The following is a 14883-nucleotide window of genomic DNA, read 5'->3' on the forward strand; positions in this document are numbered from 1 at the left end:
GGCCGTGCCCACGCGCGTGGTCCAGCACGGCGCGGTCGCCGTGCATCCCGTCGCTGTGGGCCGCACCGTATCCGGACGGTGCGCCTGCGCTCACCGTCGTCGCTCGGTCAACGCCTGCCGTTCCAAACCCAGTTCGCGGGCCAGTGCATCGTCGGCCCATTCCCGGGCGCGAGTCCGCGGCACTGCGCCCGGATACGTCGTCAGTTGCACCGCGAGCCCGTCCAACAGCGCGGTCAGCCGTAGCGCGGCACCGGACGGGTCGGCACACGCGAACTCCCCCACCGTGACCCCCTCGGTGATGACCTCGGCGATCGCCGCCTTCCACTGCCGGTCCAGGTTCCGGGTGACCTCCCGCAGGGCGGGCTCGCGCAGGGCAACGGCCCAGCCCTCGATCCACAGCCGCCAGCCCTTCGCCTGGCCGGTCGGCGCGTACCAGCGCACCGCGGCCCGCAGCCGTCGCAGTGCCGAGGTCCGTCGTCCCAGCAGCTTGCGCAGATGTCTGAGATCGTCCTCGGCCGCGTACGCGAACGCGGCGGCGACCAGCTTCTCCTTCGTCGAGAAGTGGTAGAGCACCAGTGCGTTGCTCACCCCGAGCGCTGCGGCCACGTCGGCGATCCTGAGTGCTGCCACACCCCGCGCCTCGATCTGCTCGATGGCCGCGCGCAGGAGTTCCTCTTGCCGCTCGGCCACACTCAACCGCACTCTCGCCACGCGGTCACCCTATTCCGTCGTCGTGGGTGGTGCCGAAGCGGCCGGCGCCCGAGGCACGTTCAGGCCGTCCAGGGGCGCCCGGTGGGCGGGCGCACCGCGGCCAGTCACCGGTACCGGCCGAAGCGTGACGCGATCACCGGCAGCCGGTCCGCCACCGGAGCGCGGCCGGCGGCGCGCGGGTTCGTCCCGTCGGGGCGGGGCCACGGGGCCTCCTCGGGGAATGCGCCCAGCTCGGGCCCGGAGCGGTCCTGCCTTCCGGGGCGAGCGCGGGCGGGCGGGTGCCGGGACGAGTATGACTGAACAGCACGTCAGTGCCGGGAGCGTTTCCCCGGCCTGTCAACGTGGGGACGGACCTTCGGCGCCGGAGGCGAGAGGCGGGGTGAGACCCCGGTGAACCGGGTTGTCGTCGGGGGCCGACCATAATGGAGAACCTCAGTCACTTCGTCCTGGAGGTACCGTGACCGGTCTGCGTTCCCTGAGCTCCGGCCTGCGCGCACTGCGGCCCGCGGCCTTCGGCGCGGACCCGGGCGGTGAGCGCCTGGCACGCATCCGCCGCTCACCGCACTTCAGGGACGGTGTCTTCCAGAATCCCGGAGGCCCCGCGCGCCTGCGGCCGTCCGGTTCGCCACTGGACTTCGCGAAGGTGTTCTTCGACAAGGAGACCCGCCCCCTGCGCGCTCCCCAGGGCACCGTCCCGGTGCATCCCACGACCTTCGCCGACCTCGCTGGGCCGCCCGTCACCGGACTGCGGCTGACCTGGATGGGCCACTCCAGCGTGCTCGCCGAGATCGACGGTCACCGGGTCCTGTTCGATCCCGTCTGGGGTGAGCGCTGCTCTCCGTTCCCCTTCATCGGGCCCCAGCGGTTGCACCCGGTGCCGCTGCCGCTGGCTGCGCTCGGCCCGGTCGACGTCGTGGTCATCTCGCACGACCACTACGATCACTTGGACCTGCCCACCATCAAGGCACTGGCTGGCACGGACACCCTGTTCGCCGTGCCGCTCGGCGTGGGGGCCCACCTCGAAGCGTGGGGCGTCAGCCCGGACCGGCTGCGCGAACTGGACTGGCACGAGTCCACCAAGGTCGGCGGGCTCACGCTCACTGCCACTCCCGCCCGCCACTTCTGCGGGCGGGGCCTGCGCAACACCCAGCACACCCTTTGGGCGTCCTGGGCCGTCATCGGCGAGGAGCACCGGATCTACCACAGCGGTGACACCGGCTATTTCGAGGGCTTCCGGGACATCGGCACCACGCACGGCCCGTTCGACGCCACGATGATCCAGATCGGGGCCTACAGCGAGTTCTGGCCCGACATCCACATGACGCCCGAGGAGGGGCTGCGGGCCCACCTCGATCTGCAGGGCGGAGCGCCCCGCGGCGTGCTGCTGCCGATCCACTGGGGCACCTTCAACCTCGCCCCGCACCCGTGGGTCGAGCCGGGGGAGTGGACGAAGGACGCGGCGGAGGAGGCTGGCCAGGCGGTGGCACTGCCTCGGCCCGGTGAGCCATTCCAGCCAGCTGGGGAACTCCCCGCAGCCCCCTGGTGGCGGGAGGTGTCTTCGCCCGTCGCACGCCCGTGGCGCCGTCCGGTGGGGCGGGACACCGCACTGGAATCTGTCCGGGGCGATCTCGACTTCGCCGGCGAGCGGTGAGGGTCGCAGCCTTATTGGCCCCGGCACTCCAGTGGCCCGTGGCGCAGCGGATCTGTGTGCCCGGCCGGGACGTAGGGGGAGCTGACGCCTGATCCAGGGCCGGGCAGCGCCGCATGTGCCCCGCGTGTCGCGGTGGGGCGGTGCTGCACCTGGGGCGCCCGGTGTGGCGTGGAGTGCGCGCGGACAACGGCCGGAAACGGCCGGGTGGTGGAGGACGGAAGCGGTGTGACCTGCCGGGTGTCACCTCGTCACGATGACTGATTCTGTCCGTTTCCTATCGCTGCTTTTCGATGCCTTTCGCGTCACTCGGGAGAGCGCAACTCGGTTATCGGTCCTTCGTGCGAGGGTTCATACCAGAGTGGGACGCTCCGCGGGCGACTTTGTCAACTGCCCACCGCACATGATGCGCAGGCAACTACTGTGAGTGTCCGTCGGGCGACGCACGGCCGGATCCCCGGTCCCGTCGGCCGACGCCGCGATGACGCATGTCCGCATGGCGCACCGCGTGAACAGGCCGACGGACCAGTACGAGGACGTAGATGTCTCACCTCCGAGCACCGGCCGCCCGCGCCGACCGCCGAGAGGGCGGCCGACACGGGCGGCCGGTCGCGCGACCCGCTCCCGCACTGCCCGAAACGCACATACGGCCCCAGCTCATGAGGCTCGCCGTGCTGCCGCCCCTCGCGGTCGCCCTCAGCGCCACCGCCGCCGTTCTGATCAGCGTCCGCTCCGCCGGTGCGCACACCGGCCCCACCCTGTGGGCCGTGCTCGCCGGAGCGGTCACCGTGACCGTCGCCGGCATCCTCATCGCCGCCGTGGCCGCCGACCGCGCCGCTCGCTCGGTGTCCGACCGGGTGGACGCGCTGCGCCGCACCGCAGCGCGCGGTGAGGCCGAGCTGCACGCCCTGGTCGATGCGTTGCGTCAAGGAGAAACCCCGCCGCAGCGCCACTCACGCCGCCGACTGCCCGACAGTGCCGACGACTTCGAACTGCTCGCCGCGGACCTGGCCCGGGCGCACGACGGCGCCGTCACCGCCGTCGTGCGCGCTGCCCAGCTCTCCAGCCAGGCGGGCAGCGAGCAGAAGCTCGAGGTGTTCGTCAACCTCGCGCGTCGACTCCAGTCCCTGGTGCACCGGGAGATCTCGATCCTCGACGAGCTGGAGAACGAGTTCGAGGACCCTGGTCTGCTCAAGGGCCTGTTCCACGTAGACCACCTGGCCACCCGCATCCGGCGGCACGCCGAGAACCTCGCCGTGCTCGGCGGCGCCGTCTCCCGGCGCCAGTGGAGCAACCCGGTGAACATGACCGAGGTGCTGCGTTCCGCCATCGCCGAGGTCGAGCAGTACTCCCGGGTCAAGCTGGCGCCGCCGATCGACGGCGAACTGCGCGGTCACGCCGTCGCCGACGTCATTCATCTGCTCGCCGAACTCGTCGAGAACGCAACCGTGTTCTCCGCCCCGCACACTCAGGTGCTGCTCCGCGCCAACCTCGTCACCTCCGGACTCGCCGTGGAGGTCGAGGACCGTGGGCTCGGTATGCCTGCCGCCGAGCAGCACCGGATGAACACCCTGCTCACCGACCCCGACCAGGTGAACGTCGCCAGCCTGCTGGCCGATGGCCGCATCGGTCTCTACGTGGTCTCCCAGCTCGCCCGCCGGCACGGCATCACGGTGCGGCTGCAGACCAACATCTACGGCGGCGTGCAGGCCGTACTCGTCATTCCGGAGGCTTTGTTGGGCTCTGCGCCCGGCGCTTCCGGAGGGGCTGAGGAAGGGGCCGAGACGGAACAAGACCCGGCTGGGACCGGTGCGTCACGGCAAGTGCAGGAGGCGCAGCCGCCGGTACCGCCCCCCGTTCGGGTCACCGAGGACCAGCCGGAAGCCGATGAACCCGCCCGGTCCCAGCTGCAACCCCAACGCCCGGCAGGATCCGCGTCCCCTCCCCCGACCGGGGGCGGAGCGGCGGACGGGGCGGGGGCCGGGGCGGGGGCCGGGGCGGGGGCTGGTCCCGGATCGGCTCCAGTGGGTGGGCGAAGGCGGCACGCCCAGCGCGGGCCCGTCCGACGGGGTGCCGAGGGCAGTTCCGGGCGGCACGCCGCCGAAGGCGGCTCCGGGCGGGACAGCGACGTAGACGTTGAGGGGGCGCGCAAGGCAGGTGCTCCGGCCCCGCTGCCGGTACGGGGCGCGCGCGGGGCACGCCCCACCCCCGCGGAGGCCGTGCCCGGCGTCAACGCCCAGGACCGACAGGTGGTCGAGAACCACGCGGGCATCGCGCCCACTCCGCGTGCCGGCAGCGTATGCAGCACCGAGGACAAGCCCCAACTGCCCCGCCGACGCGCCCTGGAACACATCGTGCCGGAGCTTCGCGGCGGCCCAGCGCCCCGCCAGGGGGGCGACAGCGTTGCGGTCCATGACCCGGGCCTGATGGCTGCCTTCCAGCGCGGCATCGGACTCGCCGAGGCCCAGCAGCACATGGAGGCAGTGTACGAGGAGCCGCCCAGCGGAGAACCGATGTACGGGGCGTCGACGTACGCGGAGCCGCAGCACATGGGCCCGGCCCACACAGCCTCGCCCCACGCTGCCCCGGCGTACCTGGGGTCCGCAGACATGACCTCCTCCCCTATGCCGTCCCTGCATTCGGCGGCGTCCCACGCGGATGCCGTACACATGGATGCCGCACACACTGGGGGTGGGCATCTGCAGTTCCCCGCACCGGAGTCCACCGAACCGGCGCATGCCCGGTCCGGACACGGAGGCACAGACCAGGCGGCGCCTGGGTTCACGGACCCGAGCTACGGGGCGTCGGAGCACAGCGGTTCCGGCCACATGGCCCCCGACCACTTGCGCCCGGACCACGCGGCCTCCGAACACACGACCTCCGAGCACACGGTCCCGGACAACACAGTCCCGGGACACATCACCCCGTCCCCCATACTCCAGGCGCGCGCCCACGGGCCCGCATCCGAAGGCAACCGCGGCACCAGCCGGACGGACGGGAGCGCCCCGGCCGGCTGATCGCCCCCTGCCCCCACCCGCAGGCACCTCACCCCAGCGCTCCCGCAGACCTTCGTACCCCAAGGAGTCGATCTTCCATGGCGAGCGACGCGCCGACCGCCCATGCATCCGACCTCGACTGGCTGTTGAGCGGCCTCGTGCAGCGCGTACCGCACACCACCAGCGCGGTGCTCCTGTCCTGCGACGGACTGGTGAAGTCCGTGCACGGCCTCGACCCCGACAGCGCCGACCACATGGCAGCCCTCGCCTCCGGCCTGTATTCACTGGGCCGCAGCGCGGGCGTCCGGTTCGGCGACGGCGGGGACGTCCGTCAGGTCGTCGTCGAACTCGACGCGACCCTGCTGTTCGTCACCACCGCTGGCTCCGGCACCTGCCTCGCCGTGCTCGCGGCCCGCGAGGCCGACGCGGCCGTGCTCGGCTACGAGATGGCCATGCTGGTCAAGAGCGTCCGCCCCTATCTCGTGACCGCGCCCCGGCAGCATGCCGTCGAACCCACGGCGACGAGGCTTTGAGCGTGGCCGCAGCCGGTGACGGGCCCTGGCTGGACGATGCGGCCGGACGGCTGGTACGGCCGTTCACGGTCAGCAACGGCCGTACCGAGCCGAGCATCGCTCTCGACCTGATGTCGCAGGTCATGGCCACCGGCGTGACCCCGCTCGGCTACCTCGGACCGGAGCACGCGCAGGCATTGGACCTGTGCCGTGGTCCCGTCTCGGTCGCCGAGATCGCCGCCCAGCTGAAACTGCCCGTGGCGGTCACCAAGGTGCTGCTTTCGGACCTAGTCGACTGCGGTGCGCTGACCACCAAGCCGCCCGTCTTCCACCACACACCCACTGACCGGTCTCTGCTGGAGGCAGTGCTCGATGGACTACGACGACAGCTCTGACCCGTTCCCCACTGCGCTCAAGATCCTGGTGGCGGGTGGGTTCGGGGTCGGCAAGACGACCTTCGTGGGAGCGGTCAGTGAGATCGCCCCGCTCAGCACGGAGGAGTTGCTCACCACGGTCAGTGCCGCGACGGACAGCCTCGAAGGCATCGAGAACAAGGCCGAGACGACGGTGGCCATGGACTTCGGCCGGATCACCCTCGATCCGGAGCACGTGCTGTACCTGTTCGGCACACCGGGGCAGGAGCGGTTCTGGTTCATGTGGGACGAACTGTCCGAGGGAGCACTCGGCGCGGTGATCCTCGCCGACACCCGCCGGCTGCAGGACTGCTTCGCCGCCGTGGACTTCTTCGAGGAGCGCGGTCTCGCCTTCATCGTCGCCGTCAACGAGTTCGACGGCGCCTACCGCTATGACCCCGAGGAGGTACGGGCCGCCATCGACCTGAGCCCGGAGGTCCCCGTGGTCCGCTGCGACGCCCGGATCTCCAGCTCCGGCGTCCAGACCCTGCTCACCCTCGTACGCCACCTCCTGGCCCACGCCCCGGCGACCGCACCCAGCCATGGCGCGCATATGTGATCCCGCCCTACCGCCCACGGAGCCCAAATATGAGGTACGCCCACAGCGACGGAGCCCGGCCATGAGCTACGAGCCGCCTCGACCAGTCCGGGGTCTGCTGCTCACCCCTGAGGACAGAGAAGCCCCCGCTCGCCTCCACCGACTGCGCCGACTCGGTCTGGTGGACCGGCCCGCTCCCACGCTCGACGTCTTCGCCGGCGACCTCGCCCAGCTCACCAGCGCGCCCTATGCCATGGTGAACTTCATCGGCGAGGACCACCAGTTCTTCGCCGGGCTGAGTGCCCCGGCCGTGGTGCCGGTGCTGCGGGAGGACGGCAGCAGACCGGTGCTGGGCCGGGTCCTGCCACGCGACCATGGTTTCTGCCCCCATGTGGTGGTCCGCCGCAAGGCTCTGGTCTTGGAGGATGTCCGCGACTACCCGCGGTTCGCGGGTAACCCAGTGGTCGACGAGTACGGCATGCACTCGTACCTCGGTGCCCCGCTCATCGACAGTTCGGGTATGGCACTCGGTACCGTGTGCGCCGCCGACACCGCACCGCGCGCCTGGGGCAGGACAGGTCTGGAGACCATCAAGGCGCTCGCGGCCGACCTCGTCGTGCGCCTCGAACGGAGCGCGGCGGACGGTCTGCCCCCGTGACACCGGGCGCCTGCCGTTTCGACACGGGAGGCGTGAAGGAAAGCTGAGACGCCGGTTAAGAAAAGCTCGATGGACCCCGGCCCGCCCATACGGCAGATTGCAGGGTGATTCCACCCCTCTGACCTGGCGCGGGCGTGTTCGGTGTGCCTGCGGCCGGGACCTCACCCACAGGAGTCGTAGCGTTGAAGGCGCTGGTCAAGGAGAAGGCAGAGCCGGGGCTCTGGTTGATGGATGTCCCGGAGCCGGCCATCGGGCCCGGCGACGTGCTGATCAAGGTCATGCGAACCGGTATCTGCGGAACCGACCTGCACATCCGGGCCTGGGACGGTTGGGCCCAGCAAGCGATCAGCACCCCGCTCGTCGTCGGCCACGAGTTCGTCGGGCAGGTCGTGGAGGTCGGACCGGACGTGACCGACATCCGCGTAGGCGACCGGGTCAGCGGTGAGGGCCACCTCGTGTGCGGCAAGTGCCGCAACTGCCTGGCCGGCCGCCGGCACCTGTGCCGGGCCACCGTCGGCCTCGGTGTCGGCCGTGACGGCGCCTTCGCCGAGTACGTCGCCTTGCCCGCGAGCAACGTCTGGGTGCACCGCGTCCCCGTCGACCTCGACATCGCCGCGATCTTCGACCCGTTCGGCAACGCCGTGCACACCGCGCTGTCCTTCCCGCTGGTCGGCGAGGACGTCCTGGTCACCGGCGCCGGACCGATCGGCCTGATGGCCGCCGCCGTGGCCCGGCACGCGGGCGCCCGCAACGTCGCCATCACGGACGTCAGCGAGGAACGCCTGGAGTTGGCCCGCAAGATCGGTGTGAGCCTCGCCCTGAACGTCGCCGAGTCCACCATCGCCGACGGACAGCGGGAGCTGGGGCTGCGCGAGGGCTTCGACATCGGCCTGGAGATGTCCGGCCGTCCCGAGGCCATGCGGGACATGATCGCCAACATGACGCACGGCGGCCGAATTGCCATGCTCGGCCTGCCGGCGCAGGAGTTCCCGGTCGACTGGGCGCGGATCGTCACCTCGATGATCACCATCAAGGGCATCTACGGCCGAGAGATGTTCGAGACCTGGTACGCGATGTCGGTGCTGCTGGAGGGGGGTCTCGACCTCGCCCCCGTGATTACCGGCAGGTACGGCTACCGCGACTTCGAGGCGGCCTTCGCCGACGCCGCTGCCGGCACCGGCGGCAAGATCATCCTCGACTGGACCGCGTGACCCCCTCATCCGCCAGCACCTTCAGGAGCTCCTTCATGTTCGACACCGTCCGTGACGACCTGCGCGCCACCCTCGACGAGATCCGCACGGCAGGCCTGCACAAGCCCGAGCGAGTCATCGACACCCCGCAGTCCGCGACCGTCAACGTCAGCGCCGGCGGCCGCCCCGGCCAGGTCCTCAACTTCTGCGCCAACAACTACCTCGGCCTCGCCGACCACCCCGAGGTGATCGCCGCCGCCCACCAGGCCCTGGACCGGTGGGGCTACGGCATGGCCTCCGTCCGCTTCATTTGCGGCACCCAGGAGGTGCACAAGGAGCTGGAGGCCCGGCTGTCGGCGTTCCTCGGCCAGGAGGACACGATCCTCTACTCCTCCTGCTTCGACGCCAACGGCGGTGTCTTCGAGACCCTGCTCGGCGAGCAGGACGCGGTGATCTCCGACGCTCTCAACCACGCCTCCATCATCGACGGCATCCGCCTGTCCAAGGCCCGCCGCTTCCGCTACGCGAACCGCGACCTCGCGGAGCTGGAGGCCAGGCTCAAGGAAGCGCAGGACGCTCGCCGCCGCCTGATCGTCACCGACGGCGTCTTCTCCATGGACGGCTACGTCGCCCCGCTCGCTGAGATCTGTGACCTCGCCGACCGCTACGACGCCATGGTGATGGTCGACGACTCGCACGCCGTCGGCTTCACCGGTCCCACCGGCCGCGGCACCCCCGAACTGCACGGGGTCATGGACCGTGTCGACATCGTCACGGGCACCCTCGGCAAGGCCCTCGGCGGCGCCTCGGGTGGGTATGTGGCGGCCCGTGCGGAGATCGTCGCCCTGCTGCGCCAGCGCTCCCGCCCCTATCTGTTCTCCAACACCCTGGCCCCGGTGATCGCCGCTGCCTCCCTGAAGGTCCTCGACCTGCTGGAGTCGGCCGACGACTTGCGCGTCCGGCTCGCCGAGAACACCGCCCTGTTCCGCCGCCGCATGACCGAGAAGGGCTTCGACATCCTCCCTGGCGACCACCCCATCGCCCCCGTGATGATCGGCGACGCGGCCAAGGCGGCCCGGATGGCCGAGCTGCTCCTGGAACGCGGTGTGTACGTGATCGGTTTCTCCTACCCTGTGGTCCCACAGGGGCAGGCCCGCATCCGCGTTCAGCTGTCCGCCGCGCACTCCACGGACGACGTCAACCGCGCGGTCGACGCCTTCGTCGCGGCCCGGACACAGCTGGCGACCTGACCAGCGGACAGCCTGGGATAATTGACTGCATGATCGAGGCACGGCGGCTCCACATCCTCCGTGCGGTGGCCGACCACCGCACCGTGACCGCGGCAGCCGCCGCCCTCTACCTCACCCCCTCGGCGGTTTCCCAGCAGTTGACGGCCCTGGAGCAGGAGACCGGTCACCGCCTGGTCGAACGCAGTGCCAGGGGCGTACGGCTCACCCCTGCCGGTGAGATCCTGCTCAGCCACACCAACGCGGTCCTCGCCCAGTTGGAGCGGGCCGAGGCCGAGCTGGCGGCTTACGGCTCGGGCGAGGCGGGCGAGGTCACCGTGGCGGCGTTCGCAACCGGAATCGCCCAGGTCGTGGCCCCGGCGCTGGTCCGGCTCGCTGGTACCGCGCCCGGGATCCACATCCGTGTCCAGGACGCCGAAGGGGACGCCAGCCTGCCCATGGTCCTGGACCGACAGGTCGATGTGGCGGTCGCCGTTGAGTACCGGGGCGCCCCCTCCGCCGACGACCCCCGGCTCACCCACGTCCCCCTCTACGCCGAGCCGTTCGACGCCGTCGTCCCGGTCGGTCACCGCCTCGCGGACACCGCCGAGGTCCCCCTCGCCGAACTGGCCAAGGACCCGTGGATCAGTCCGTACCCCGGCAACCCCTGCCACGACGTGGTAGTCCTCGCCTGCGAGAGCGCCGGTTTCCAACCCCGCCTGGAGCATTCCTCCGACGACTTCCGTGCCGTCGTCGCCCTCGCCTCGGCCGACGCGGGCGTGGCTCTGGTCCCGCGGTCCGCCCTGCGCGGCATGGACCTCAGGGGCGTGGTGGTCCGCCCCGTCGACGGCGTGGCCCCGACCCGCCGCGTTTTCGCCGCCGTACGCCGGGGGGCGGAGGAGCACCCGCTGATCCACCCGGTGCTGCAGGCGTTGGGCGAGGCGGCGCGGACGTGAGGCTGTCCCCGGCCGTGCGGTGAGCCGCGGGGACGAGTTGCGGCCCACGACCCGGAACCGCCGGTGCCCGGTCGCTCCGGCCGGGTGACTGTCAGTGCCGGCAGCTACGGTGCGTGGTATGCCGGATGCTGACGACGTACGCCGTATTGCCCTGTCCCTGCCGGGCACCACCGAGAAGACCGCCTGGAGCATGCCCACGTTCCGGGTGGCCGGGAAGATGTTCGCGACTCTGCCCGAGGACGAGACCTCCATCGCCGTGCGCTGTCCCAAGGACGAACGCGACGAACTGGCGCTGGCAGAGCCGGAGAAGTTCTGGATCGCCGGCCACGAGGCTCAGTTCGCCTGGGTGAGAGCGAGACTCGCGGCACTGGAGGACGAGGACGAACTGCGGGACATCCTGGCCGACTCCTGGCGGCAGGCCGCTCCGCCTCGGCTCCTGGACGCCCACCCCGAACTGGGATTGCCGCCAGGGCGGTGAGACCGCCGCCCGGCGGTGGGCAACCTCGTGCCGGTGCGGGCGATGGCCCGGGCGCGTCGGTCCGGACGCCCCGTCACACCCGCACTGGGACCCGGTCCGTTCCCACGAACCCGCCGATCCGCTCACGCAGGCTCCGCGCGTCGAGCCCGTGCGCAGCCTGGTGCTCCTCGATCGTCCCGTACCGCCGCAGTTCCCGTCGGCTGACGCCGAGGCCCAGCACCCGGTGCGGCACGTCGGACAGCGCCGTGCTCACGGCCGTCGCCGACGTCCCAGCGAGGTACGGCTCCACGAGTACGACGTCGGTGCCCGCCATTGCGGTGGCCCGCCGTAGCCCGGCCGCGTCGAAGGGCCGTACGGTCGTCGCGTACAGCACGGTCACGTCCAGCCCCTCCGTGGCGGCGAGGACCGCGTCCAGCACCGGCCCGACGGCGGCCACCACACCGCGGCGGCCCGTGCGGACCGTCACGAAGTGGGCACCGTCGGTCATTCGGCCCTGCTGATTGGCCTGGACGGAGAGCCGCACGTACACCTTGTCGTCGCCCGCGGCGACCGCGTGCCGCAGCAGTGTCTCGGCCTCGTCGGGATGCCCGGGCACATGCACCGTCCAGCCGTCCAGGGTGTCGAGAAGCGCCACGTCACCGGGGGCCATGTGCGTGAAGCCGCCGGCCGGCCAGTCGAAGGAGGCGGCCGCGCTCACCAGTACCGCTCCGGCGCCTTGGTGCCCCAGATCCAGCTTGACCTGTTCGAACGGTCGCTCCACGAGGAACGAGGCGAAGGTGTGAACGACCGGCCGCAGTCCGGTGAGCGCCAGCCCCGCAGCCGCCCCGATGAGGAGCTGTTCGCGGATCCCGACGTTCAGCACCCGGTCGGAGTGTCGGCGCATGGCCTCACGGAAGCCGTCCTTGCCGATCTCGGCGAGCACGACCGCGAGTCGCGGATTCTCGTCCAGCAGTTGGGAGACGACGGGGGCGAAACGGTCACGCATGGTGTCCATCGGAGGGTCCCTTTCGAGGATGGCGGCGGAAAGGACGTCGGGGGGAGAGGAAGACCCGTGAGCGCAGGACCGCGAGGCGGTAGAGGCGCACAGGGATGGGAGGGATAGGAGGGACGGGAGGGCTGAGAGGGGCAAGAGAGCCTGGAGGCACGGGAGGCTGGAGGCATGGGACGGCGGGGGCTGGAGACAGCGGGGGACACGGGAGGGCGGTACGGGGCGTCAGGTGCTCTTCGGCTCGACCCGGGCCACGACCACGTGCGGCCGGCCCGGATGGGGTGCGGTGCACGCGGCGTACAGGGCCTCCTGGTCGCGTCCGTCGACGGTCACCGCGGACCAGCCCGCTGCCTCGAACCGGGCGGCGATCCCACCGGGCAGCGCATGGCTGGCGGAGGAGTTGTCGACCACGACGGTGTGCAGGCGCTCCAGGCCGGCGGGTCCGGCGAAGGCGATGGCCTCGTGGTTGCTTCCCTCGTCCAGTTCGGCGTCCCCGATCAGCACCCAGATCGCCGGATCGTGCAGTCCCTGTGCGCGCAGTCCCAGCGCACTTCCCACGGCGATCGGGAGCCCGTGCCCGAGCGACCCGCTGCCGATCTCGGCCCCCGGTACCCGAACGCGGTCCGGGTGGTGCCCGAGAGGGGAGTCGTACGAGCCGAAACCGGGCAGCCACTCGACCGGCACAAACCCCTTCGCGGCCAGCACCGCGTAGTACGCCATCGGCCCGTGCCCCTTGCTCAGCAGGAAACGGTCCCGGCTGGGGTCCTGTCTCCGCTCCGGCGTGACCCGGAGCACCCGGTCGTACAGCACCCACAACACGTCGAGCGTGGACGTGGCCGCCGGACCGTGCTTCTCGTCGCCGGTCATCAGCCCCATCAACCGGGGCAGGTCCTCATAGCCGTACGTACGGCTGTTGTCCGAGGTGATCGTCATGCCGACGATCGTGCAACCTCAACCAAACTTGAGGTCAAGCGGGAAAGGTGCGCACGGCCAACGACCGAGTGCGGTATGGTTTCCCTGTCCGTTCGGCCGGGGAAAGCCCAGGTCAGACGGGGCCAGACGGGACGTGGCGCAGCTTGGTAGCGCACTTGACTGGGGGTCAAGGGGTCGCAGGTTCAAATCCTGTCGTCCCGACTCGTGAGAGTCGCATTTCAGGGCCGGTTTCAGAGGATTCTGAAACCGGCCCTTGGTCGTTTGTGGAAACCAGCCGGGGACCTGCGTACTTGACCGGCGCTAGAGTCCGTTCGGCCCGCGGCCGACCCCTTACTGGGAGCTGACTTCCCGCCAGGTGCGTGGTCTTGTCATCGAGGCAGGTCACCCACCGGTTGTCCCTTTTGGATTGATTTCAGCATGGCAGTGCAGTGGTCGAGCGCCAGGAAAACCCAGAGGGTGGGCCGCGGTCGGCTGATCGACTGGCCGCACTCGCCCTGCGACAGGTTCCGGACATGCCCCTCTGCGTGCCAAGCAACGATCGCAAGCGCACTGCTCGACTCCGTGACTCCCGAAGGACTTCGATGCGCCTCCCGTCCCGTGCCGCCGCCAAGGCGCTCGTCGCCGCGGTTCTCCCGCTGGCCCTTGCCGCCTGCTCCGTCGGATTCGGATCCGCCGGACCCGGTCTGCCCCGTCAGATCGGTCGATCCGCCGAATCGGCAGGATCTGGCAGCAGCCCGTCCCGCGCCGCCGAACCGGTTGATCCCAACGCCGGACTGCTGACGGGGACCGAGCTGCAGAAGGCCCTGGCGCCGGCCTTGTCCTTCTGCGCTTTGAGCGGCTGCTGCCAGACCACGGTGACCGAATGCGCCTTCCCTGCGGTGACATGGCCCGGCGGCTGCAAGGGCTGACGGCACGCGGCCGGGAACTGCGGCCCCGGCCCGTCGACTTCACCGCAGTGCGCTGGTAGTTTCCCGGCCCACAGGGCCGGACGCTGTGCGTGGCGGGGTACTCGCCCAAGGCCGGCCGAGGCCTGTTGCGGCACTAGGATCCAGTCTTCACAGACCGGTTGTCCGTGACCTCGGTTCGCCCTCGCACCGGGCTGGCGCATGACCGGCTGGCTGTGATGCCCGAGGCGGGACCTTCCGCCGTCGGCCGCACAACCGTCGAGCTCTGGGCCCCCTGCTCGCCGCCCCGCGGGTTCGCCGTGCCCGAACGGTCAGGCCTGCGGCTGCGCACCCTGGCGGACCGGCCATCGAAGCCACTCGGGCCGTGATGCCGGGGCCCGCCACCCGTCGTCCCGCACGGGCGGACTGCGGACCTGGGCCCATTCCATAAACACTGCTTGAGGGGCATTCAAAGTCTCCTTATGAAAAAGGAGGGAGATGTGATGGCCGTCTCTCTTTTCAGGGGAACCCAAAGCGCCCTCCTGTCGTCCCTGCTCCTCGAAATGGCTTGCCAACAGGCTGAGTTGGCGTACAGAGCGTCCCGCATGTTGAGATACCCTTGTGATCCGGACGCCCGCGTTCAGCGTGGGTGTGCACCGTTGATTCGCATCGCCGACGGCACGGCCATCCATAGGTCCGGAACGGCCCGACTCGGCACGCCACCGTCGGCCTTTTTCGTGTCGGCGATAAAC

Annotated in this window: 14 protein-coding genes and 1 tRNA gene; 12 read left to right on the top strand and 3 right to left on the bottom strand. The window is 70.7% G+C overall.

What is annotated here, in order from left to right; translation table 11 throughout:
* Positions 1 to 90: 90 nt before the first annotated feature.
* Entirely contained in the window at positions 91 to 711 is a 621-nt protein-coding gene (locus LK06_RS28800) for a TetR/AcrR family transcriptional regulator (protein WP_086083541.1), read from the bottom strand.
* Between the two features lie 457 nt (positions 712 to 1168).
* On the opposite strand from LK06_RS28800, the gene LK06_RS28805 reads away from it, so the two are divergent.
* From LK06_RS28805 to LK06_RS28855, 10 genes are all read left to right on the top strand, one after another.
* On the top strand, positions 1169 to 2362 hold the full coding sequence (locus LK06_RS28805; RefSeq protein ID WP_039657469.1) for an MBL fold metallo-hydrolase: 1194 nt from the start codon (positions 1169 to 1171) through the stop codon (positions 2360 to 2362).
* A 539-nt stretch (positions 2363 to 2901) separates the two neighbouring features.
* Positions 2902 to 5376: an ATP-binding protein gene (locus LK06_RS28815; RefSeq protein WP_234367532.1), complete on the top strand. Its 2475-nt coding sequence runs from the start codon at positions 2902 to 2904 to the stop codon at positions 5374 to 5376.
* Positions 5377 to 5453: 77 nt separating this feature from the next.
* Complete coding sequence (locus tag LK06_RS28820) at positions 5454 to 5888, top strand: roadblock/LC7 domain-containing protein (RefSeq protein WP_039657466.1); 435 nt, start codon at positions 5454 to 5456, stop codon at positions 5886 to 5888.
* Between the two features lie 2 nt (positions 5889 to 5890).
* Entirely contained in the window at positions 5891 to 6262 is a 372-nt protein-coding gene (locus LK06_RS28825; protein ID WP_039657464.1) for a DUF742 domain-containing protein, read from the top strand.
* Positions 6240 to 6839, top strand: a complete 600-nt coding sequence (locus LK06_RS28830) for a GTP-binding protein (RefSeq protein ID WP_039657462.1) — start codon at positions 6240 to 6242, stop codon at positions 6837 to 6839. The genes LK06_RS28825 and LK06_RS28830 overlap by 23 nt, the downstream gene beginning before the upstream one ends.
* Before the next feature lie 61 nt (positions 6840 to 6900).
* A complete protein-coding gene (locus LK06_RS28835) occupies positions 6901 to 7476 on the top strand; it encodes a GAF domain-containing protein (RefSeq protein WP_039657460.1) in 576 nt (191 codons plus the stop codon).
* 182 nt (positions 7477 to 7658) lie between these two features.
* Positions 7659 to 8687 carry an L-threonine 3-dehydrogenase gene (tdh, locus tag LK06_RS28840; protein ID WP_039657458.1) on the top strand — a complete coding sequence of 343 codons (1029 nt, stop codon included), beginning with the start codon at positions 7659 to 7661 and terminating at the stop codon, positions 8685 to 8687.
* A 35-nt stretch (positions 8688 to 8722) separates the two neighbouring features.
* Complete coding sequence (locus LK06_RS28845; protein WP_043432467.1) at positions 8723 to 9916, top strand: glycine C-acetyltransferase; 1194 nt, start codon at positions 8723 to 8725, stop codon at positions 9914 to 9916.
* Positions 9917 to 9945: 29 nt separating this feature from the next.
* The gene (locus tag LK06_RS28850) at positions 9946 to 10848 is read left to right on the top strand and encodes a LysR family transcriptional regulator (RefSeq protein WP_039657454.1); all 903 of its coding nucleotides are present in this window, start codon (positions 9946 to 9948) and stop codon (positions 10846 to 10848) included.
* Positions 10849 to 10966: 118 nt separating this feature from the next.
* Positions 10967 to 11326, top strand: coding sequence for an MmcQ/YjbR family DNA-binding protein (locus LK06_RS28855; RefSeq protein ID WP_039657452.1), 360 nt, complete (start codon positions 10967 to 10969; stop codon positions 11324 to 11326).
* 73 nt (positions 11327 to 11399) lie between these two features.
* Here LK06_RS28855 and LK06_RS28860 read toward each other — a convergent pair whose 3' ends face one another.
* The gene (locus LK06_RS28860; RefSeq protein WP_039657451.1) at positions 11400 to 12320 is read right to left on the bottom strand and encodes a transketolase family protein; all 921 of its coding nucleotides are present in this window, start codon (positions 12318 to 12320) and stop codon (positions 11400 to 11402) included.
* A 219-nt stretch (positions 12321 to 12539) separates the two neighbouring features.
* Positions 12540 to 13247 carry a thiamine pyrophosphate-dependent enzyme gene (locus LK06_RS28865; protein WP_039657449.1) on the bottom strand — a complete coding sequence of 236 codons (708 nt, stop codon included), beginning with the start codon at positions 13245 to 13247 and terminating at the stop codon, positions 12540 to 12542.
* Positions 13248 to 13374: 127 nt separating this feature from the next.
* On the opposite strand from LK06_RS28865, the gene LK06_RS28870 reads away from it, so the two are divergent.
* Together LK06_RS28870 and LK06_RS35360 are read left to right on the top strand one after the other, a co-directional pair.
* Positions 13375 to 13448: transfer RNA gene (locus LK06_RS28870), tRNA-Pro, on the top strand.
* Between the two features lie 380 nt (positions 13449 to 13828).
* Positions 13829 to 14155, top strand: a complete 327-nt coding sequence (locus LK06_RS35360; RefSeq protein ID WP_039657447.1) for a hypothetical protein — start codon at positions 13829 to 13831, stop codon at positions 14153 to 14155.
* Positions 14156 to 14883: the final 728 nt, after the last annotated feature.

Source organism: Streptomyces pluripotens, from assembly GCF_000802245.2.
GTDB lineage: Bacteria > Actinomycetota > Actinomycetes > Streptomycetales > Streptomycetaceae > Streptomyces > Streptomyces pluripotens.

Coding starts and splice junctions, on each gene's coding strand:
- LK06_RS28815 (WP_234367532.1), top strand. CDS start 2,902: ATGTCTCACCTCCGAGCACCGGCCGCCCGCGCCGACCGCCGAGAGGGC.
- LK06_RS28820 (WP_039657466.1), top strand. CDS start 5,454: ATGGCGAGCGACGCGCCGACCGCCCATGCATCCGACCTCGACTGGCTG.
- LK06_RS28830 (WP_039657462.1), top strand. CDS start 6,240: ATGGACTACGACGACAGCTCTGACCCGTTCCCCACTGCGCTCAAGATC.
- LK06_RS28835 (WP_039657460.1), top strand. CDS start 6,901: ATGAGCTACGAGCCGCCTCGACCAGTCCGGGGTCTGCTGCTCACCCCT.
- LK06_RS28845 (WP_043432467.1), top strand. CDS start 8,723: ATGTTCGACACCGTCCGTGACGACCTGCGCGCCACCCTCGACGAGATC.
- LK06_RS28850 (WP_039657454.1), top strand. CDS start 9,946: ATGATCGAGGCACGGCGGCTCCACATCCTCCGTGCGGTGGCCGACCAC.
- LK06_RS28855 (WP_039657452.1), top strand. CDS start 10,967: ATGCCGGATGCTGACGACGTACGCCGTATTGCCCTGTCCCTGCCGGGC.
- LK06_RS28860 (WP_039657451.1), bottom strand. CDS start 12,320: ATGGACACCATGCGTGACCGTTTCGCCCCCGTCGTCTCCCAACTGCTG.
- LK06_RS28865 (WP_039657449.1), bottom strand. CDS start 13,247: ATGACGATCACCTCGGACAACAGCCGTACGTACGGCTATGAGGACCTG.
- LK06_RS35360 (WP_039657447.1), top strand. CDS start 13,829: ATGCGCCTCCCGTCCCGTGCCGCCGCCAAGGCGCTCGTCGCCGCGGTT.